Raw genomic sequence first — 19,100 nt, 5'->3', positions numbered from 1 at the left:
CGGGGTCCGACGCTGTGGCCCGTTCGCACCACAAAAGATCACAGATCACTCACGCCGATCAGCCCGTCCTGGATCGCCCGCGCGACGAGCGCGGCCTTGGTCGGGGCCTCCCGGCCGATCTGGGCGTATTTGACCCGGATCCGCTCCAGATGCGAGTTGACCGTGTTCGGTGAGATCCCCAGCCGGTGCGCGACGAAATCCTTCGACTCGGACTGGAACCACTCGATGAGCACCTCGGTTTCCCGTGCGGACAGGGCCGGGCGCCGCTCCGAGCGGTCCCCGGCCAGCGCGCCCGCCAGCGACGGCGGCGTGTACGACCGGTCGGCCGCCGCCGCGCGCACGGCTTCGAGGAGGTGTTCCGCGCCCTCGGCCTTGGTCAGGTAGCTGAGCGCGCCGAGTTCGAGGCAGTGCAGGACGGTCTCGTCGTCGGCCCGCATCGAGTAGACGACGACGCGGCGGCCCGCCTCGGTGAGCCGGCGCAGATCGCCCATCGCCGGGGTGGTGCTGTTCAGGTGCAGGTCGAGGATGACGACGTCGGCCCGCGCACCCTCGCCGATCCAGGCGGCCCGCACGTCCTCGCCCTCGGCCACGACGGTGACCGGAGGGGTGCCCGAGGACAGCCAGTGCACCACGCCGGCCCGTACGGCCGGATGATCGTCGACGACCACCGCGGTCAGTTCGGTCGCGAACGCCATTTCGCCTCCATCCACGATCGTTCTCCCAATGCGTGCCATTCGACGTCGACGGCGCCCGATCCGTTCGCCGTCGCGCCGGGTTCACCGTCGGTGATCGCCGCGACCCGGATCTCGTCACCGGTCCGAAGGACGCTGACCCGGGCTTGGGACCGGGCGGCGACCAGGGCGATCATCAGCGGGCCGGTCAGTTCGCGGCGGATGCCGGTCGGCACCGGCGCCGGTTCGCCGCTGACCGCCAGTGTCACCGTCACGCCCCGTCGCTCGGCGAGATCGACGCACGCCGAAACCTCGTGCACCAACGGATCCGGGACGTCGTCGTTCTCCGCGAACAGCCGTCGCAGCTGCGTCGCGGCGAGCGTGCAGCGCTGCCGGACGATCTCGTCACGCGGATCCAGCGTGCGGTCGGCCAGTCCGGCGAGCAGCGGAAGGGTGGCGCCGAGCTGACCGGCGAACCGGCTCCGCTGATCGGCCTCCCGCTGCTCGGCGAGCGCCTTGCGATGGGCCTGCCGGTCCCGCTCGGCCGAGGCCTCCGCCGCTTCGCCCGCCCTCCGGTTGACGACCCTGATCAGCGTCAGCGTCGCGGCCTGGAAGGCGAGCACGCTGAGCCCGACGATCACCGCGCTGCCGATCTCGCCGCGATCGGTGGGCGCGGCACCCTGTCGGAGGAAGGTGAGCGTCATCTGGAAGACGAGCGCGGCCATCGCGAGCGTCGGCCGGTCCAGCAGCAGCACCAGGAGATGCCAGCCCGCGAGGCCGGACGCCCAGTCCCCGTCGCCGAACAGCCGATCCGGCGGCAGCGCCCAGGTCGCGGTCGCCGACGCGGCGAGCACGACCACCGCTCCGGGGAGCGCGACCGGCCAGGGGACCGGTTTCCAGCGCAGCACCCACCACGCCGCCACGACGAGCACCGCGGCGAGCGTGGTGAACGCGACCCGGCTCGCGGTGCCGTCGAGCCGGACCAGGCTGAGCCCGACCTGGATCACCGCCGTCGCGAGCAGGACCGCGATCCGGCAGCCGCCGAGTACGCGGTCCGCGGTCTCATTCATGGGGCCACACCAGGTCCACCGTGGTTCCCGCCCCGGGCGCGGAGGTCACTTCGGCCCGCCCGCCCGCCGCGGCCATGCGCTCGACGAGCGAACCGCGCACACCTCGCCGCTGCGCCGGCGTCGCCGCCGGGTCGAAACCGCGGCCCTCGTCCCGGACGGTCACGCGGACGCCGTCCTCCACCGTCAGCAGGGCTTCGCCGACGCCCGCGTGCCTGTCGACGTTCACCAGCGCCTCGCGCACGGCACGGACCAGCGCGAGGGCCGCCGACGCCGGGATCGGCGGGACCGGCGACCACCGTGTCTCGACCTTCACCGGGCTTTGCGCGAGGACGCCGCGCAACGACGTCTCGAGATCGACCACGCTGCCGGGACCGGATTCGCCGGTCAGGATCGCGAGATCCCGGCGGGCGTAGCCTGCCACCTCGGCCGGATCCGTCGTTTCGCCGCGCTGGGCCACCGTGAGGAAGGTGGCCGCCGCCGTGTCGTGCAGGACGGCCAGATACTCCCTTTCCTGCCGTCGCCGTTCCACCGCAAGGGATTCCTCCCGCGCCAGCCTGGCCCGGCGCTCGCGGAGGTGGTCGATCCGGCGCGTCGTGCGGGCCAGCAGGAGGAACGCGCCCCGGGCGAGGGTGGCTTCGAGCAGCACCCGCAGCACCACCGAGAAGCCGTCCTCGAAGCCGAGCGGCACCACCTCGATCGCCAGCAGGCAGGCGACGGCGGGCACGGTGATCTTCGGCGGCCACTCCCATTGGAGGGTGATCGCGGTGATGGTGAGGACGTTCAGCGCCCACTGGTTCAGCTCGCCCGCTTCGGGGGCGGTGAGGAACTGCGTGCCGCAGACGGCCGCGGCCCGGACCAGTGTCAGCGCGAACGCCACCGGCCTGCCCCGGCCGGTCTTTCCCGTCAGGTGTTCGGCCGCCGCGGTGCCCAGAGCCAGCGCGAGCAGACCGAAGGCGAGGGGGAGCGCGCCCGTCGGCGTCGCGAGTACGCCGAAAACGCTGATCACCAGCAGTCCGGCGCCCCGTGCCGGGCCGGCGAACCGGCCGACGACCGTCAGGAACTCCGCTTCGACGGAGGTCTCACGATCGGATGGCACGGCAGCAGTCAAGCAGGCAAAGGGTCACCGCACCACCGCGGGGGAGGAAGCGGCCGGGCGGAGAAGGACGGGCGCGCCGGTGCCGTCGGCGGGCACCGCGTAGATCGCCTTGTCACGGCCGTACGCGACGGTCCGGTCGTCCATCCACTGTGGCTGGTCGTCCAGGTGCGCGGGGTCGGCGAGCGGGATGTCGCGATCGTCCACGAGGGACAGCACGTGCAGCCGCCAGCGGTCGCCGTCCCGGAACTTGTACGCGACGCGGGTGCCGTCCGGCGAGAGCGACGGGCACTCGACGTTACGCCGCAGCGCGGTCAGCGTCCGGCTCCGGAGATCGCCCCGGACCAGCCAGGTGCCGCCCGCCGACCTGGCGGTGGCGTAGAACGTCCGATCGTCCCGGGCGAAGGTCACTCCCCAGTAGTTCAGATCCTGTCCCGGGTACGGCTTCCCGTCCACGATGAGCGCGAAGTCCTCCAAGGAGCCGTAGTGGCTTCCGGTGTCCAGGTCGAAGATCCCGGCGGTGGTGGAGAACGTGCCGACCCCGCCCAGGTAGGAGTCACCGGCGCGGAACACCGTCCAGCCCACCAGCCGCCCGGTCGGCGACACCCGGACCCGCGACGGCGTTCCCCATTCGGAGATCCGCCGCGGTTCGGCTCCGGGTTTCGTGACGACCAGTTCGGCCTGGTCGGGGATCGCCGTCGCGTGCAGGCACGCCAGTGTCCCGGCGGCGACGTCCACGCGCTGACAGGACGGCCCGACGCGGGCGTCCTGCCGGACCCGGCCCGACTCGTCCACGTAGATCATCCCGCCGTGGGCCAGGTCCAGCTGCTGTTCCGCGGCGGCGTCGCCGGAGCGGAGCCCGACGAAGACCGCCCCTGCCGCCACCGTGACCACCACGGCGGTGATCCCCGCCCACGTCCGTTTCATTTCACCCTCGTTCCGGCCAGGACCGACACCAGCATCACCACGGCGAAGATCGCGAACGCGGGACGCAACGACGTCCCGGCCGCGAGCGTGCCGAACAGCACCGTGCCCGCCGCCCTGGCGAGTGACTGTCCCGTTTGGACGAACGCGAGGCCGGTGGCCCGCAACGACTCCGGAACCAGCGGAGCGGCGTGCGCCATCAGGACACCGTCCGTGCACGCGTAGAACACGCCGTGTGCCGTCAGGACGACCGCCGCGACCGGCCACCCGCTCGCCGAAGCGGCCAGGACGACGTACGAGGCGAGCAGTACGAGGTGCCCGGCGAGGAAAACCTTCCACCGTCCGACACGGTCGGCGACACGCCCGATCGGGGACGCCAGAGCCATGAACGCGAGCGCCGTCGCCAGCGGTAGCAGGGGGAGCGCTGCCGGCGGCAGCCCGGCGGACTGCTGCACGCCCACGAACAGGAACATGTCGCCGACCGTGCAGACGCCGAGCAACGCGGCGGCCAGGCACGTTCCGCGCAGACCGGGCCGGCGGAGCAGCGCGAAACCCGCCCGGAGGCGAACCCGCGACCGCTCCGCCGCCCCGCCGGGGGCACGGACGAACACCGCCAGCACGATCACCGCGATCACGGCGAGGCAGAAACTCACCCCGAAGACGGCCGGGTAGTCGCCGACGAGGACGGTCAGCAGCCCGAAGGCGACGATCGGCCCGAGCAGCGCGCCGGCGGTGTCCATGGCGCGATGGACGCCGAACGCGCGGCCCAGGCCGTCCGCTGGGGTGGCGAGGGTGATCATCGCGTCCCTCGGCGCGGTGCGGATGCCCTTGCCGGCGCGATCGGCACCGATCACCAGGCCGATCGCGCCGACTGAGGACCCGGCGGCGGGGAAGGCGAGTTTGGTCGCCGCCGAAAGGCCGTAGCCCACCAGGGCCACGGCCTTCGGGCGGCCGAGGCGGTCGGCGAACCAGCCGCCCGCCAGTCTCAGCAGCGCCGTCGCGCCCGTGTAGAGCCCGTCGATCGCGCCCAGCTGCAGGTAGCCGACGCCGAGCCCATAGACGAGGTACATCGGGAGGACGGCCGTGACCATTTCGGCGGACATGTCCGTGATCAGGCTGACCACGCCCAGGCCGAGCACGGTGGCGGGTACGGCGTGCTTCGTGCGCCCGGCGGGCCGGGCGGGGTCAGTGGAGCGAACACTGGAGAGGTACATGTCCGGCCTTCCCGCGCTACGCGGTGACGCGCACGTCGTCGACCGCGGACTCCCAGAGCGACGCTGTGCTCGCGTCGGCTGCCTCGACCACCAGCCGCACGCTCCGCCCGGCGAACGACGCCAGATCCGCCGTGGCGCTTTGCCAGGCACCCGCGACCTCGGCCGCGGAGCCGAGCTTCTCGAAGACCGTCGTCGAAGCGGTGCCGTCGAGCACACGAAGCCGCAGGTAGTCGGCGGAGGTCGCGTTGTCGCCGTGCGCGAAGGTGTAGGAGAAGCTCAGCTTCCCGCCCGCGGGCACGGTGAACGCCGGTGAGGTCATCGACGACACCCCGCCGTCGAGGTCGTTGGCGCCGTACTCCGACCCGGCCAGCCTCCCGGTGACCAGGCAGTTCGCGCCACTGGTCGTGTCGCCGCGCTGCTTGATCTGGTTGCTGTAGGTCGACGTGGTCTGCTCCGGGACGCCGCGTTCCCATTTGCCCGAGGTGGCGGTGTCCGTCGCGGCCGCGTCGACCCGCCAGCCCTTGTCGGTCTCGAAGTCGTCGGCGAACGCCTCACCGCCGCCCGAACCCACGCTGACCACCACGTTCGCGGTCCGGCTGACCGAACCGGAGGACCCGGTGACCGTGGCCGTCGCCGATCCGCTCGCGGACGCCGACGCGGTCAAGGTCAGCGTCGCCGTCGCGGTGCCGTTGGCGGGTGGGGTGACCGACGACGGTGAGAGCGCGCCGGTCACCCCCGCGGGCAGGCCCGACACCGACAGGGCTGTCGCCGACGAGAACCCGCCAGTACTGCCGACGTTCACCGAAACCGACGCGGTGCCGCCCGGCTTCACCGACACCGACGAGGGGCTGGTGCCGATGGAGAACGTGGGGGAGGAGACGCTCTTCTTGCATTTGCCGGTCGTCGTGTCGGTGAAGGTGCGGCCCGACACAGGGACGAAGTCGCTGCGGTAGTCGGACGCGGTCAGCGTCAGCCTGCTCACGCCGAAGGTGTTGGTGTTGCCCACTTCCTGTACGGCGGCCGACGACTGGTCGAAGTTGTAGTAACCCCGGCCGCCGGTGCCGATCAGCAGTTGACGGACACCGTTGACGTCGTCACGCTTCCCGTCGGGCCGCGACGGCGCGAACCGCTGGTAGTTGTGGTCGTGGCCGACGACGACCAGGTCCGCCTTCGCGTCGTAGAGCGTCTGGAAGAACGGGTTCACCGACGTGTCGTCGCCGTGGGTGCCGCGGCTGAACCGCGGATGGTGGAAGAACGCGGCCGTGCACGGTTTGGTGCTCGCCGCGAGGTCGTTCTTGAGCCAGGTCACCTGCGCCGAACCGCTGCTGTGGGTGATGTTCGAGTTGAGCGCCACGAAATGCCAGTCGCCGACGTCGAAGCTGTAGTAGCCCTTGCCGCGTTCACCGGCCCGCGTGCCGAAATACTCGAAGTAGCCCGCCGCGCCGGAGGTGTTGTACTCGTGGTTGCCCGGTGTCGGGTAGGTGATCGACCTGAACTGGCCGTAGTAAGGGTCGAACTTGCTCTTGTATTCGGACAGCGAGCCCGAGTCGTAGGCGTTGTCCCCGGCGAGGATCAGTGCCTGCGGGTTCATGTTCTTGATCAGCGGGGCGGTCTGGTTGCACGAAGACCCGCAGACGTCGCCGACGGCGGCGACGGTCGTGGTCGCCTCGGCGAGCGGCCGGGCACCCGACTGATAGGAGTCGATGGCGAACCGGCTGGCGGGGTCGGACAGCGCCGTCGAGATCCGCACGCAGTCGCCCTCGAAGGCGCGCGTGTGGAAGGCCTTGCCCGGCCAGTGCTGGGCGGTGAGCGTGAACGAACCGGACCTGCTGCCGGTCAGCGTCACGGAGTCGCTGCCGCGCAACGAAAGTTCGGTGAACCGGACGCGCAACCACTGCGCGCCGGCCGCACAGACGGACCGGGGCGAGGTGGCCTGAGCGGACACCGACACGGGGCCGCCGGTGACACCGGACTCGATAAGTTGCGGAACCTGATCGGCCACTTCGGGAACGGCGGGTGGAGCGGCTTCACCCGCCTGCGGTTGGGCGGCGACCAGGAAGGCGCCGGCCGCCAGAGCGGAGGTCGCGACGGCGAGCGTCCGGTGCCGCCATCGCCGTTGTCTTGTCGCTGAGCACATGGGAATCCTCTTCCGGCTATGCAGGGACGACGATCAATTCGGGAATATGCAGGGAATTCCAGGATTCTTCCGACCCTAATCACGGCCGGGCCGTCGTCAACGAAAAGCCGTTCGGGACGCTGGACAACTCTGAACGGCCCGGGTTCACCCGACGAAAGTCGGGCGTTTCGGGCAGTACGCTACGCCTTCATGACGAGCACCGTTCCGGCGGAATTCGGGGCCGCTCTGCGCACTGCGATCGAGCGCAGCGGGCTGAGTCTCAACGAGATCAGCCGTCGTCTGCGCGCGCGGGAGACGCCGGTCAGCATCAGCGCGCTCAGTTACTGGCAGAACGGGGAGAACCGGCCCGAGCGGGCCAGTTCGCTCGCCGCCGTCACCGCCCTGGAGGCCATTCTCGGACAGCGGCCCGAAACGTTCACCGGTCTGCTGGGCCCGCGACGGCCCCGCGGCAAGGTGCACCACCGATCGGTGGCCTATGACCAGGTGTGGCGCCATCCGGAGACGTTCGCGCGCGCGTTGGCCAAAGTGGATGCGACGCCGGAGGACCTCGACACTCCACACCGGATCTCGCAGTACGTGTCGTTCCGAGTCGACGGCGCTGGTCACGAAGAGTCGATGCGGGTCCGGCGGCTGATCCGCGCCGATCACGACGGTACTTCGCGGTTCCTGTTCGTGATCCGTTGCTCCAGTCTCACCAGGGAACCGGTGGTGCTGTTCACCGAGGGCTGTCGTCCGTCGCGGTTCCGCGCGGACGTCCCGTCGTCCACCTGCGCCTTCGAATTCACGCTGGACCGTACCCTGGCCGCGGGAGAGCTGGCTTTCGTGGCGTTCGGCGTCCGGTTCCCGCCGGGACAGACCGGCGAGCACACTCAGATGGCGATCTTCCGGCCCGCGAGAGATCTCGCGTTGAGCATCGAGTTCGAGCCGGACTGCCTGCCCCGGCGATGCGTCGCGTTCTTCCAGCCGCGCTGCGCGGCACCGCCGGAAGAACGCGGAGAGACGACCTTCGACCAGGGGAACTCCACTTTTCAGTTCATCACGCTCGACCCGCTCCCCGGGCAATACGGAATTCGGTGGAGCTGGACCTGAAACCACCCGGTCGGGGGTATTTCCGGATTCCGATTGTGTTCATCCGGTCGATGGGTATGAGAATCGCCCTCATGCGTGCAAGGCGATTCGCGTCCATTTCTGCCGGTGCCGCCGCCGCGGTGTGCGTGGCGGCCCTGGTGGTCACCGATGGCGCGGTCGCCGCCCCCTTGCCGGGCGGACTGGGACCGTGTGTCGGTCCGGCCTGCCCCGGCAAATACCCGCCGGTGAACAACCAGGACTACGCCGGCCGGGACAACGGCATCAACGTCTATGTCGGCGGCGAATTCCAAGTACGCGAAGCGGCGGCGGAAGCCGAGGGGCGAGTCGTCGTCCTCGGCAATTTCGACATGGCGAAACGAGCGGGCGCGTCCGCCATCTACAACGTCGGCATCGCCGGTGTCGGCTCCCGGGTCCCGCCGCCGGACGGCGGTGACTTCCTGACCACCGGGGGCAACATCAGCGTCGCGGCGGACCAGCGGCTGCTCGCCGACGACGGCGTCGTCCGGCACGCGGGAACCGTCACCGGGACGGTGACCGGCACGCTCCAGAAAGACCCCGACGCGGCGAAACCCTATGCGGGGCTGCGCGAGGATCTTCGAGTGGCGAGCAAGTGTTACGCCCGGGAAGGCACCACGCCGCGTCCGGCCACGGGCACGGCACGCAACGAGGGATACCGCACCCTGTTCACCGGGGACGGGAAATCCACGTTGCAGGTGTTCAACGTCGACTTCGACCTGACGTCGGCGACCGGCGGCATGCAGGGGATCGAGTTCGAAGGCATCCCGGCCGGGGCGACGATCCTGGTCAACATGGTGGGATCCGCCAGGACGATCAACACCTTCACCGGCGACCTGAACGACCAGGACCCGCTGAACAAACTGCGGGAACGGCTCCTGTGGAACTTCCCGGACGCCACCAAGGTGAAGATCGCCGGTGGCGCCCAGTTCCAGGGCAGCGTGCTGGTCGGCGAGCCGGGGAGCACCGCGACCGTCACCGCGTCCGGGATGAACGGCCGCTTCTTCACCACGGGCTCGCTGGTGCACAGCTCCGAGGCCACCGGTGGCGGCGGCCAGGAGTTCCACGCCTACCCGTTCACCGGCGACCTGCCCGAATGCGGCAGCACGCCGACCACGACGCCGAGCAGCTCGACCTCGACGTCCACGTCTTCTTCGTCGTCGTCCAGCTCCACGAGCCCGACCACGACCAGCAGTTCGACGACCACCACCAGCAGCTCCACGTCGCCGACGTCGACCACGTCGACCTCGACCTCCAGCTCGCCGACCTCGACTTCCACCGAGCCGACTTCCACCGAGCCGACGTCGACCACGTCTTCGAGCCAGACGAGTACATCGTCGAGCAGCACATCGTCGAGCAGTACGTCCTCCAGCCCGACCTCTTCGAGCAGCACATCGTCGAGTTCCGCGTCGTCGAGCAGCAGCGCCACCACGTCGTCGAGTCCGACGTCTTCGAGCAGCGCGTCGTCGTCCAGCAGCACTTCGCCGACCACCAGCAGCTCGTCGAGCACCACGCCGGGGCCCGGGGTGACCACGTACACGACACCGGGTCAGCCGGGGGCGACCACTCCGGGCGGCGGGCCGACCGACAGCGGTCCGCTTGCCTCGACCGGTAGCGAGATCCGCGGCCTGCTGGTCTCCGGCGGGTTCCTGCTGCTTCTCGGTGGCGCGCTGGTGGCCCTCACGATCCGGTCGAGGCGCCGAGAGTCCTGAGCGCGGTGTCGATGACGTCGCGGCGGTCCGCCAGCAGGGCCTCCGCGGCGGTGCGGCCGGTCGCGGCCAGGTAGGCGTCGACGAGGCGGTTACCGGCCGCGTACCCGGCACCGGTCGGCAGGCCGACGGGAGTGCCGCCGTAGCGGACGGCGGTCTCGTCGCCGTGCACCCAGGCCGTGAAGTTCTGCATCCCGGTGATCTCCAGCCCGGAGACGACCTTCGCGAACACCGCGTCGTCGTGCAGATGCGGCACGCCGATCCGGGCGTAGCCGAGGTCGTCGCCGTACAACTGGCGGGCGAACGCGTCGGCCAGCCCCTCGGAGACGATCTGCTCGCCGACGGTGACCGTCGCCGGATCCCAGACCACCCCGCCGGGGCTGTAGCGGAGGTTGTGGTTCAGCTCGTGGACCGCCGTGGCTTCCAGTCGCGCCAGGTTCTCCGGATACGGCCAGAAGTTGAGGTGGATGTAGCCGGACACACTGCCGTTCGCCGTCATCCCCAGGTTCGGGCCCATGAAATGCCCGTCGCCGGGATCCCCCAGCACGGTGAGGACGGTGATGTCCGGTACCGCGAGCGCGGGCGTCGCCGCGAGCTGCGCTGTGACGGCGTCGTCGAGCGCCCGCTGGATCCGGTTCCAGGCGTCGGCTTCGTGCAAGGATTCCAGCGCTTCGAGGCAGCGCTCTTCGTCGCGGTCGAGCGGGAAACCGGAGCTCATCGCGTGCATCGCGACGAGGTCGACGTCGCCCGGGAAATAGCGGTACATGCCGGCGGCGGGTTCGGCCATCGCCTTGAACAGGGCGGCGCGGTCCGCCTGCGGCGCGCGCAGGATCTCGCGCATCGCGGGGTAGGTGTCGAGGACTCGGATCGTCATGGAAGTGACGGTAAAGCCTCCAGTGGGTGGAGACTCAAGTCTCGTGAGGGGTGCGGCAAAGGTGTTGTGCCGTTGAGGTGTGTGCCCAATGTGGCATTGGGGACGTTGAGTGCCCCCAATGTCACATTCGGGGCTATCTGGGATCGGGATGGCTCGGCGTCGTGTCTCGAAGGCCCTCTTTGAGACATCGACGTAGCGCGGCCCGGGGCATCGGAACGCCGACGGGGAGTGACGCGAAGGGAGCCTTCCCTGAGTGCGACGCGGCGAAAGTCCCCTTCACCCCGGCCGTACACACCCACCGGACTCGCCACCCGTCCTCACCACTCACGACACCCGGAACACTCACTCGGCGAGGAACTCCGCCACCGCCTTCCGCCCGGCGTCACCCGGCTCGCGGTTCTGGATGGAATGCGCCGCCCCTTCGACGATCACCACCTTCCCCCGCGGCGCCGCTTTCGCTTCCTCGTAGGCCCACTCCATCGGCGTCGACAGGTCGTGGTCGCCGTTGAGCAGCAGCACCGGGACGTCCGGGAGCTTCCCGGCCGGATTCGAACTCGGCGGTACGACAGGCCACGGCAAGCAGGTTTGGACGAACCCGACCCCGGTCGCGACTGCCGCGGTGAACGGCCACGTGTCCCGGGCGCTCAAGCGTTTTCCGGCCAGTTTCAGCAACGGCTCACGGGCGAAGGCCGGTGTTCCGGCGTCGCCCCAAGGGAAACGCATGTCCGTGCACAGGGTGGCCGCGTGCAGGCCCGAGCTGTACGAAGTGAGCGGATCCCCGCCCGACGCGAGATTCCGCAGCAGCGAGTCGAGTTTCGCGGTGTCGCCGTCGCGCGCGGCGCGCAGAGCGGTGATCAGATCGGTCCCCAGCGCCGAAGGGTTCCGATAAGTCGGGTCGACGAACTCGTAGGTGACGATCATGTCGAACAGCGCGACACCGGCCGCGGTGTCCCGGTTCCGGACCAGCCACGCGAGGTCCTGGGCCGGGTCGGATCCGCACGCGGGCGGCTTGGCGCACGCGTCGCGCAGCACCCGCGCGGTCGCCTTCAATCCCTGGAGGTACAACGACTGGTCGGTCGTCGCGTGGTGCGGGAGCACGGAATCGAGGACCACCTTGGAAACGTTGCCCGGATGCGCGACGGCGTACCGCGCGGCGGTGAGGGAGCCGTAGGAAACCCCGTCCACCACCATTTTCCGTGCCCCGAGGGCCCGGCGGAGCAGGTCGAGGTCGGCGACCGTCGAGTCGCTGCCGTAGAACCGTGCCTTGTCGCCGAGCGCCGCGGCACAGGCGGTGACCGCCTCGCGGGTCGGCGGTTCGATGTCGGAACTGCCGACCTGGGCCTGTAGTTCCGGGCAGTCGATGGCGTTCGCGCCGGTGCCCCGCTGATCGATCATCACCAGCCGGTGACCGGCGAACACTTCCGGCATCCGGTCGAAAAGGCCGGTGCTGAACGGGACGCCGGGTTGCCCCGGGCCGCCGGTGAGGAACAGCAGCACTCCTCGGGGCGCGTCCGCGTTGTTCGCGGTGGCGACCTGGAGTTTCAGCGTGCCGCGGGTGCGGCCGCGATGGTCGAGCGGAACGGTCAGCGTCGAGCAGGTGAACCGCGCGTCGTGCGCGCAAGGCCGAGGGTTCTCGAGCCGCGGGCCCGCGGCGACGGCGGTGGCCGGTCCGGCGAGTCCGGCCGACAGGGCGACGATCGCGGCGAGGACGAGCGTTTTCGATCGCATGGACCGATTCTGACCAGGTCCGTTCGGCGCCACGCGAGGTTTCACCCAAGTTGCTCCGGTCGGACGACCCTGAGGGGGAACCGGGGAAAAGCCCGGATGGCCAGAGCGCCACCCGCCCCTAACGTCGTGATCATGATCCGACGGATGCTGCTGACGCTGCTCGCCGGCGCGGCGGTTTTGCTCGTGCCCTGGACGGTCTACCTCGCGCACACGCTGCCCGACCGGTATGACACCGGCCAGTGGCGCACGGCCTGGGTCGGCTTCGACGTCGCGCTTTTGCTGTGTTTCGCGGCCGGGGCGTGGCTCGGGTTGCGCCGCCGCCGGGCGGCCGTGCCACTGCTGTCCGCCACGGCCGCGATGCTGTGCTGCGACGCGTGGTTCGACGTCATGCTCGGCTGGACGTCGTCGGAGCGGTGGGCCAGTGTCGCGCTCGCCGCCTTCGTGGAGATCCCGGTCGCAGCCCTGCTGGCCTTGGCCGCGAGGCGGCTGCTGAGCACCGCGATGCCGAAGCGGTCGGTGACCCTGCGAGACATCGCGATGCGTGAGGATCCGCGATTCCAGCGGGTGACGCGGGAGCTTCCCGCGGGCCCCGAGGAGATCGCGCGCCGGACGGGCCTCGCGCGCGCCGAGGTCACCGAATGCCTGAAAACGCTGGAGGACACCGGGTTCGTGCGGAAGGACCGCAAGGGGAGTTGGCTCTCGATCCCGCAAGACCTGCGTGAACCGAGGCCGGACGACTACGACGGCGCGGACCGCGAGCGGGTCACCGCGTTCCTCGACGCGAAATACGCGAACGAGGTCGCGCTGCTGTCCTGGGCGGCTGAGCACCGCGACGAGTTCGGTCCGTGGTCGACGGCCCAGCGCACCTCGACGCGGCTGACCGAGGAGGAATTCCGCGCACTGGAGGCGGAGTACCGCGAGCTGATCACGCGGTACTGCCGACGTCGTCGGCGTCCGGCGGCGGACGAGAAGGAGCTGTCGGTGCGCTTTTACGCGTTCCCGCCGCCGGAGGCCGCGACGGTCTAGGGGTGCCGCCAGGCCAGGAACGTCTCCAAGGTGGTCAGCCGGTGTTCGCGCACGGCCAGTTCGATCTCCCCGGCGGGCGCGTTCCGGTCGAACAGGTCGAGGATCTTCTGGTGCTCCTGCACGGATTCGTGCGCGCGGCCGGGGACGAAGCTGAACGTCGACGTGCGCAGCCCCGCCAGCCGGTTCCAGCCGCGGTTGACCAGGTCGAGTACCTGCGGGTTGGGGCAGGCGCCGAACAGGACGCGGTGGAAGTCGCGGTTCAGCGCGGTGAACCGCGACGGCTCGAAGTTGTCGAGGCAGGCGGTCAGTTCCGCGTTGAGCCCCTTGGCCTCGTCGAGCACCTCACCGGGCAAGGACGGCGCCGCCAGCGCGGCGGCGTAGCCCTCGACCAGCGCGAGCGTCTGCATGGTGTGCTGGTAGTCGCTCTCGTCGACCATCGCGACCTGCGCGCCGATGTTGTGCTCGTAGGTCACTAGCCCTTCGGCCTCCAGTCGCCGGACCGCCTCGCGGACGGGCACGGTGCTGACCCCGAGTTCCTGCGCGATCTGCCCGAACACCAGCCGGTAGCCGGGGGAGAAGGTGCCGTCGTCGATCCGCGCCTTGATCCAGTGGTAGGCGATCTGCGACTTGCTCTTCGGGGTCGAGTTCACCGCGTCGCCACTGGTCACGAGTAGTGCAGCCAGACTGATTTGATCTCGGTGTACGCGTCGATGGCCCACGGACCCATTTCGCGACCCCAGCCCGACGCCTTGTACCCGCCCCACGGCGCGGCCATGTCCGGGATCGGCGGCATGTTGACGAACACCGCGCCCGCCCGGATGCCGTTGGCGAACCGCTGCGCGACACCGAGATCACGCGTCCACACGGTGGCCGCGAGCCCGTATTCGGTGTCGTTCGCGCGGGCCAGCAGTTCGTCCTGATCGTCGTAGGCGGTGACGGCGAGGACCGGGCCGAAGATCTCCTCGCGCATGATCGTCATGTCGTCGGCGACGCCGGCGAACAGCGTCGGCTTGTAGAAGTAGCCGTCGCGGTCCAGCGTCTGGCCGCCGGTGACGAGGTCCGCGCCCTGTTCGCGACCGGTCGAGACGAGGAAGTCCACGTGCTCGCGGTGCTTCGCGGACACCAGCGGCCCGAGCTGGGTGGACTCGTCGAGACCCGGCCCGAGCTTGAGACCCTCCAGCCCGGCGGCCAGCTTCGCGACGAACTCCTGTTCGCGCTTGCGGTCCACGAAGAAGCGGGTGTACGCGGCACAGACCTGGCCGCTGTTGAGCGTCGCACCCGCGAGGTTGCCCGCCACGGCGGCGTCGATGTCGGCGTCGCGTGCGATGATGCTGGGCGCCTTGCCGCCGAGTTCGAGGGTGAGCCGTTTGAGGTTGGACTCCGCGCTCGCCGCCGTGATCAGCTTCCCGACCGCGGTCGACCCGGTGTAGGACAGGTGGTCGACGTCGCCATGCCCGCTCAGGAGCGCGCCCACCGCGCCGTCGCCGGTGACCAGGTTGACCACCCCCGGCGGGAATCCGGCCTCTTCGACGAGCTCGACCAGCCGGATGCTGGTCAGCGGCGTGACCTCGCTGGGCTTGATCACCACGGTGTTGCCGGTGGCCAGCGCGGGCGCGAGCTTCCAGACGAGGATCATCAGCGGGAAGTTCCACGGCGTGATCAGCGCGTTCACCCCGACCGGCTCGCGGCGGGTGTAGTGCAGCGTGTCCGGGTAGGACACCGGGTTGGTGGTGCCCTGGATCTTGGTCACCCAGCCCGCGAAGTACCGCAGGTGCTCGGCCGCGCCGGTGACGCTGACCTGGCGCGAGATGCCGATCGGCTGGCCCTGGTCGCGCGTTTCGAGCGCGGCGAGCTCTTCGTGGTGCGCGTCGACCAGGCTCGCCAGTTTGAACAGCAGCGCGGCCCGCTGGACCGGCAGCAGTCCCGCCCAGGCCGGGTCGTTCAGCGCCTTCCGGGCGGCGCCGACGGCGGCGTCCACGTCGGCCGCGGAAGCGGTGCCGACATCCTCGATCACCTGGCCCGTGGCCGGATCGTACGTCGGCAGGGACCCACCTCCGGCGGTGGTCCACTGTCCGTCGATGAACAGGCGTGTGGCCATGGCTAGCTCCTCCTCGACCGGTGTGTGATCGAGTATCGGGCGCCACGCCGTCTCCGGTCTTGCCCGCCAGGGCACGCCGATTGTCGGCCAGCGAACCGAATCCGCCGGACCTCGCCGGGCCTTGCGAGGGTGGGGGACATGGACGTCATCGTGGTGGGAGCGGGTTCGGCCGGTTCGGTGGTCGCCAGGAGACTGGCCGACTCCGGGGCATGGGTCACCCTGCTCGAAGCGGGCGGGCCGGACACCAACCCGGCCATTCACGACCCTTCGCGGGCCGGGGAGCTGTGGCACGGCCCGGAGGACTGGGACTACTACACGGTGCCGCAGCCGCACGCGGCGAACCGGCGGCTGCATCTGCCTCGCGGCAAAGTGCTCGGCGGATCGCATTCGCTCAACGCGATGATCTGGGTGCGCGGCGCTCCCGCCGACTACGACGGCTGGGACCTGCCCGGCTGGCGGTGGGACGACGTGCGCCCGGTGTTCGAGCGGATCGAGAAGGATCTGCTCGACGTCGTGCCGAACGAGCCACTGCACCCGATCCAGCAGTCCATTGTGGACGCGGCCGTGCAGATCGGGTTGCCGTTCAACCCGGACTACAACGGGGACGCGCTCGACGGCGTCTCGGTCCAGCGCGTCACCACCCGGGGCGGCAAACGGCTCAACACCTGGCTCGCCTACGGACAGCCGGTCGCCGGCCGGATGACCGTCCACACGGGAGCGCTCGTCCACCAGCTGCTCTTCGAGGGCGACCGGGTGATCGGCGTGCTGGCCGAGGTCGACGGCGAACTGCGGAAGGTCTTCGCCGACGAGGTCGTGCTCGCCGCCGGCGCGCTGGCCTCGCCCGCGATCCTGTTGCGCAGCGGTGTCGGCCCGGTCGACGAGCTGGAGGTGCACGGCATCGACGTCGTCGCCGAGCTGCCGGGAGTCGGGAAGAACCTGCACGACCATCTGCTGGCGCCGGTCATCTTCGCGACCGATCGCCGTCAGGTCGACCCGCCCGCGCCCGGCCGTTCCGTCACGCAGACGCATCTGTTCTGGCGTAGCCGCCCTGGACTGGAGGTGCCCGACACCCAGCCGATCCACTTCAGCGTGCCGATGTACGAGGACTGGATGACGGGCCCGGAGACCGGGTTCTCGCTGATGGCGGGCATGGTAACGCCGCGTAGCCGGGGCAGTCTCCGGCTTTCGGGGCCGAGCCCGCTCGACGAGCCGCTGATCGACCTCGCCGCCCTGGAGGACCCGGCCGACTTCGAGAGCCTGGTCGCTTCGGTGGAGCAGTGCCGGGAGATCGGCCGGGCGGCCGCGCTGGCCGATGACTGGGGTGCCCGTGAGCTGTACCCGGGGCCGGACGCTGACGTCCGCGAGTACGTCCGGCGGACCGCGATCACCTACCACCACCAGGTCGGGACCTGCCGGATGGGCACCGACGCCGAATCCGTGGTCGGCCCGGAGCTCGCCGTGCACGGGATCGGCGGGCTCCGGATCGCCGACGCGTCGGTGCTGCCGCGGGTGACCACGGGCAACACCAACGCGCCGGCGGTGCTGGTCGGCGAGCAGGCCGCTCGGTTCATGCTCGGCCGATAGTGCGGCGCAGCCAGGAGGCCCGGGCGGCGAGCGCGGCCCGGGTCACCTCGCTGTCCGGGGCGAACCGGTCGAAACCGTGATACGCCCCCGCCCAGACGTGCAGTTCCGTCGGCACTCCGGCCTGCCAGAGGCGCCGCGCGTAGTCGACGTCCTCGTCGCGGAAGATCTCGGCCGCGCCGACCTCGATGAAGGCGGGCGGGAGCCCGGCGAGATCCTCCGCGGTCGCCGGGACCGCGTACGGCGAGGTCTGTCCATTCAGGAGTGACCGCCAGCCGAACTCGTTGGCCTCCCGCCCCCACACGCCGCGTTCCGCGAATTCCACTGTGGACGCCGAATCGTTGCGGCTGTCGATCATCGGGCACAGCAGCAGCTGACCGGCCAGCGCCGGTCCGCCGCGATCCCTGGCGAGCAAGGCGATCCCCGCGCTGAGCCCGCCGCCCGCGCTGCCGCCGCCGACGATCAGCCGGTCAGGATCGAAGCCGAGTTCGGCCGCGTTCTCGACCATCCAGTTCAGGCCCGCGTAGCAGTCTTCGATAGGTGCCGGATGCGGATGCTCGGGGGCGAGCCGGTAGTCCACCGTCACCGCGACGAAGCCGAACTCCTCGACCAGCGCGACCATCCGCGGCAGATCCGCGAACCGGTTGTCGAGGACCATGCCGCCGCCGTGGATGTTGTAGAACCCCGGAGCGCCCTGAGCACCCCGTGGCTTGACGACGGTGACGACCACGTCGGTGCCGGGGACCTCCCGGTCTTCCCAGACGAGATCCCGGTCGCCGATCGCCTCGGCGCAGCTGAGGTTCGTCTCGGCCATGGCCTGCCGCATTGCCGCCAGTGACTCGGCACTGAGCGGCGGTCCGGACGGCAGGTCCTTGAGCGCTTCGGCGAGCTCGGGATCGAAGGCCGTCACGGTCCCTCCGGATCGACGATGTCGCGGTCCGCCCAGTGCGGTTCGACGAGGGTGCGGAGCTCTTCCGCGCCTACGCGTTCGACGAGGTCGACAGCGCCCAGGTTGTCCTTCAGCTGCTCGGTGCTCGTCGCGCCGAAGAGCGTGGTCGTGTTGGCCGGGTGGGTGAGGGTGAAGGCCAGGCACAGCTGGGCGGGCGTGGTGCCCAGTTCGGTCGCGATCTTCGCCAGCTCCGGAGCGGAGGCGGCGATGCGCTCCCGGATGTCGCCCGGGTCGCGGCCTACCTGGCGGGCGCCGCTGTTCTTGCCCAGCAGGACCCCGCCTTCGAAGATGTCGGAGGACTGGAGCGAAACCCCGAGTTCGCCGAACACCTTCTTGAAGGGCTCACCGTCCGGAATGGACCGCCGGGCGACGCTGTACTTCAGCTGCGCGATCGCGGGACCGGGTACGTTCTCCGCGGCGGCGAAGTCGTGCAGGGCCTGGATCGTGGTGGCCGACCAGTTGTTCACGCCCCACTGCCCGATGAGCCCGGCCTCGCGCAGTTCGTTCAGATCCAGCACCAGCCGGTGCAGGTCGGTGTCGTCGCGCCGGAGATCGCCCAGCACCACCAGATCGGCGTGCTCGACGCCCGCGCGGAACAGCGCGTTGTCCAGCTGGTCGCGGAGGTTGTGCTCCGGATAGCCCTCCAGCCACAGCTTGGCCGAAAGCAGGTAGTCCTCCCGGCGGATCCCGGCCGCGCGGACCAAGGCGGAGAAGAGCACGTCGGTGTAGACCGCGGTGGCACCGGGGAAACCGTAGACGCCGACGTCGAAGAGCGTGATCCCGGAATCGACCGCGGTGCGGACGAGGTTCACCGCCTCGCGGAAGTCCATCCGGTCGTAGGTGTGCCAGGAGCCGAGCGAGAGCACGCCGGTGAGCGGGCCGTCTCGGCCGATGCGGCGCTGGGGGATGACTGGCATTGCGG

16 protein-coding genes are annotated in these 19,100 nt (G+C 70.3%); 4 read left to right on the top strand and 12 right to left on the bottom strand.

Annotated features, from left to right (window positions below; all coding sequences use genetic code 11):
- Positions 1 to 38 precede the first annotated feature (38 nt).
- The 6 genes from ACFWMR_RS20305 to ACFWMR_RS20280 are packed head-to-tail and all read right to left on the bottom strand — an operon-like array spanning position 39 to position 7,109.
- Positions 39 to 695: a response regulator gene (locus tag ACFWMR_RS20305; protein WP_378277180.1), complete on the bottom strand. Its 657-nt coding sequence runs from the start codon at positions 693 to 695 to the stop codon at positions 39 to 41.
- Entirely contained in the window at positions 674 to 1,741 is a 1,068-nt protein-coding gene (locus ACFWMR_RS20300) for a histidine kinase (protein ID WP_378379465.1), read from the bottom strand. Before ACFWMR_RS20300 ends, ACFWMR_RS20305 begins: the two co-directional genes overlap by 22 nt.
- Positions 1,734 to 2,837: a sensor histidine kinase gene (locus tag ACFWMR_RS20295; protein ID WP_378277177.1), complete on the bottom strand. Its 1,104-nt coding sequence runs from the start codon at positions 2,835 to 2,837 to the stop codon at positions 1,734 to 1,736. Before ACFWMR_RS20295 ends, ACFWMR_RS20300 begins: the two co-directional genes overlap by 8 nt.
- A gap of 24 nt (positions 2,838 to 2,861) precedes the next feature.
- Positions 2,862 to 3,761: a TolB family protein gene (locus ACFWMR_RS20290; protein ID WP_378379464.1), complete on the bottom strand. Its 900-nt coding sequence runs from the start codon at positions 3,759 to 3,761 to the stop codon at positions 2,862 to 2,864.
- A complete protein-coding gene (locus tag ACFWMR_RS20285; RefSeq protein ID WP_378379463.1) occupies positions 3,758 to 4,972 on the bottom strand; it encodes an MFS transporter in 1,215 nt (404 codons plus the stop codon). The genes ACFWMR_RS20290 and ACFWMR_RS20285 overlap by 4 nt, the downstream gene beginning before the upstream one ends.
- A gap of 16 nt (positions 4,973 to 4,988) precedes the next feature.
- Positions 4,989 to 7,109 (bottom strand): metallophosphoesterase, encoded by a 2,121-nt coding sequence (locus tag ACFWMR_RS20280; protein ID WP_378379462.1) that lies wholly within the window; start codon positions 7,107 to 7,109, stop codon positions 4,989 to 4,991.
- A gap of 189 nt (positions 7,110 to 7,298) precedes the next feature.
- Here ACFWMR_RS20280 and ACFWMR_RS20275 point away from each other — a divergent pair, with 189 nt between their 5' ends.
- Entirely contained in the window at positions 7,299 to 8,198 is a 900-nt protein-coding gene (locus tag ACFWMR_RS20275; RefSeq protein ID WP_378277172.1) for a helix-turn-helix domain-containing protein, read from the top strand.
- Positions 8,199 to 8,269: 71 nt separating this feature from the next.
- A complete protein-coding gene (locus tag ACFWMR_RS20270) occupies positions 8,270 to 9,925 on the top strand; it encodes a choice-of-anchor A family protein (protein ID WP_378379461.1) in 1,656 nt (551 codons plus the stop codon).
- Here the strand turns inward: ACFWMR_RS20270 and ACFWMR_RS20265 are convergent.
- Complete coding sequence (locus tag ACFWMR_RS20265; RefSeq protein ID WP_378379460.1) at positions 9,894 to 10,796, bottom strand: DUF2268 domain-containing protein; 903 nt, start codon at positions 10,794 to 10,796, stop codon at positions 9,894 to 9,896. The two genes, ACFWMR_RS20270 and ACFWMR_RS20265, sit on opposite strands and share 32 nt — an antisense overlap.
- 342 nt (positions 10,797 to 11,138) lie before the next feature.
- Positions 11,139 to 12,524, bottom strand: a complete 1,386-nt coding sequence (locus ACFWMR_RS20260) for an alpha/beta fold hydrolase (protein WP_378379459.1) — start codon at positions 12,522 to 12,524, stop codon at positions 11,139 to 11,141.
- Between the two features lie 132 nt (positions 12,525 to 12,656).
- Between ACFWMR_RS20260 and ACFWMR_RS20255 the strand changes: the two genes are divergently transcribed.
- Positions 12,657 to 13,550: a helix-turn-helix domain-containing protein gene (locus ACFWMR_RS20255; RefSeq protein ID WP_378379458.1), complete on the top strand. Its 894-nt coding sequence runs from the start codon at positions 12,657 to 12,659 to the stop codon at positions 13,548 to 13,550.
- Here the strand turns inward: ACFWMR_RS20255 and ACFWMR_RS20250 are convergent.
- Both ACFWMR_RS20250 and ACFWMR_RS20245 read right to left on the bottom strand, forming a co-directional pair.
- The gene (locus ACFWMR_RS20250; RefSeq protein ID WP_378379457.1) at positions 13,547 to 14,218 is read right to left on the bottom strand and encodes a GntR family transcriptional regulator; all 672 of its coding nucleotides are present in this window, start codon (positions 14,216 to 14,218) and stop codon (positions 13,547 to 13,549) included. The genes ACFWMR_RS20255 and ACFWMR_RS20250 overlap by 4 nt on opposite strands.
- Positions 14,215 to 15,648, bottom strand: coding sequence for an aldehyde dehydrogenase family protein (locus ACFWMR_RS20245; protein WP_378277388.1), 1,434 nt, complete (start codon positions 15,646 to 15,648; stop codon positions 14,215 to 14,217). The genes ACFWMR_RS20250 and ACFWMR_RS20245 overlap by 4 nt, the downstream gene beginning before the upstream one ends.
- A gap of 138 nt (positions 15,649 to 15,786) precedes the next feature.
- Here ACFWMR_RS20245 and ACFWMR_RS20240 point away from each other — a divergent pair, with 138 nt between their 5' ends.
- Positions 15,787 to 17,232: a GMC family oxidoreductase gene (locus ACFWMR_RS20240; protein ID WP_378277389.1), complete on the top strand. Its 1,446-nt coding sequence runs from the start codon at positions 15,787 to 15,789 to the stop codon at positions 17,230 to 17,232.
- Here ACFWMR_RS20240 and ACFWMR_RS20235 read toward each other — a convergent pair.
- Together ACFWMR_RS20235 and ACFWMR_RS20230 are read right to left on the bottom strand one after the other, a co-directional pair.
- Complete coding sequence (locus ACFWMR_RS20235) at positions 17,216 to 18,139, bottom strand: alpha/beta hydrolase (RefSeq protein WP_378379456.1); 924 nt, start codon at positions 18,137 to 18,139, stop codon at positions 17,216 to 17,218. The two genes, ACFWMR_RS20240 and ACFWMR_RS20235, sit on opposite strands and share 17 nt — an antisense overlap.
- Positions 18,136 to 19,095, bottom strand: coding sequence for an aldo/keto reductase (locus ACFWMR_RS20230; protein WP_378379455.1), 960 nt, complete (start codon positions 19,093 to 19,095; stop codon positions 18,136 to 18,138). Before ACFWMR_RS20230 ends, ACFWMR_RS20235 begins: the two co-directional genes overlap by 4 nt.
- Positions 19,096 to 19,100: the final 5 nt, after the last annotated feature.

The sequence above is a fragment of the Amycolatopsis thailandensis genome (genome assembly GCF_042723255.1).
In the GTDB taxonomy this organism is placed as follows: Bacteria; Actinomycetota; Actinomycetes; order Mycobacteriales; family Pseudonocardiaceae; genus Amycolatopsis; species Amycolatopsis thailandensis.
This window is presented reverse-complemented; position numbering and strand designations above follow the sequence as displayed.

Excerpts from the sequence above, each read along its gene's own strand:
- ACFWMR_RS20305 (WP_378277180.1), bottom strand. The coding sequence starts at position 695 with ATGGCGTTCGCGACCGAACTGACCGCGGTGGTCGTCGACGATCATCCG.
- ACFWMR_RS20300 (WP_378379465.1), bottom strand. The coding sequence starts at position 1,741 with ATGAATGAGACCGCGGACCGCGTACTCGGCGGCTGCCGGATCGCGGTC.
- ACFWMR_RS20290 (WP_378379464.1), bottom strand. The coding sequence starts at position 3,761 with ATGAAACGGACGTGGGCGGGGATCACCGCCGTGGTGGTCACGGTGGCG.
- ACFWMR_RS20285 (WP_378379463.1), bottom strand. The coding sequence starts at position 4,972 with ATGTACCTCTCCAGTGTTCGCTCCACTGACCCCGCCCGGCCCGCCGGG.
- ACFWMR_RS20280 (WP_378379462.1), bottom strand. The coding sequence starts at position 7,109 with ATGTGCTCAGCGACAAGACAACGGCGATGGCGGCACCGGACGCTCGCC.
- ACFWMR_RS20275 (WP_378277172.1), top strand. The coding sequence starts at position 7,299 with ATGACGAGCACCGTTCCGGCGGAATTCGGGGCCGCTCTGCGCACTGCG.
- ACFWMR_RS20270 (WP_378379461.1), top strand. The coding sequence starts at position 8,270 with ATGCGTGCAAGGCGATTCGCGTCCATTTCTGCCGGTGCCGCCGCCGCG.
- ACFWMR_RS20265 (WP_378379460.1), bottom strand. The coding sequence starts at position 10,796 with ATGACGATCCGAGTCCTCGACACCTACCCCGCGATGCGCGAGATCCTG.
- ACFWMR_RS20260 (WP_378379459.1), bottom strand. The coding sequence starts at position 12,524 with ATGCGATCGAAAACGCTCGTCCTCGCCGCGATCGTCGCCCTGTCGGCC.
- ACFWMR_RS20255 (WP_378379458.1), top strand. The coding sequence starts at position 12,657 with ATGATCCGACGGATGCTGCTGACGCTGCTCGCCGGCGCGGCGGTTTTG.
- ACFWMR_RS20245 (WP_378277388.1), bottom strand. The coding sequence starts at position 15,648 with ATGGCCACACGCCTGTTCATCGACGGACAGTGGACCACCGCCGGAGGT.
- ACFWMR_RS20240 (WP_378277389.1), top strand. The coding sequence starts at position 15,787 with ATGGACGTCATCGTGGTGGGAGCGGGTTCGGCCGGTTCGGTGGTCGCC.
- ACFWMR_RS20230 (WP_378379455.1), bottom strand. The coding sequence starts at position 19,095 with ATGCCAGTCATCCCCCAGCGCCGCATCGGCCGAGACGGCCCGCTCACC.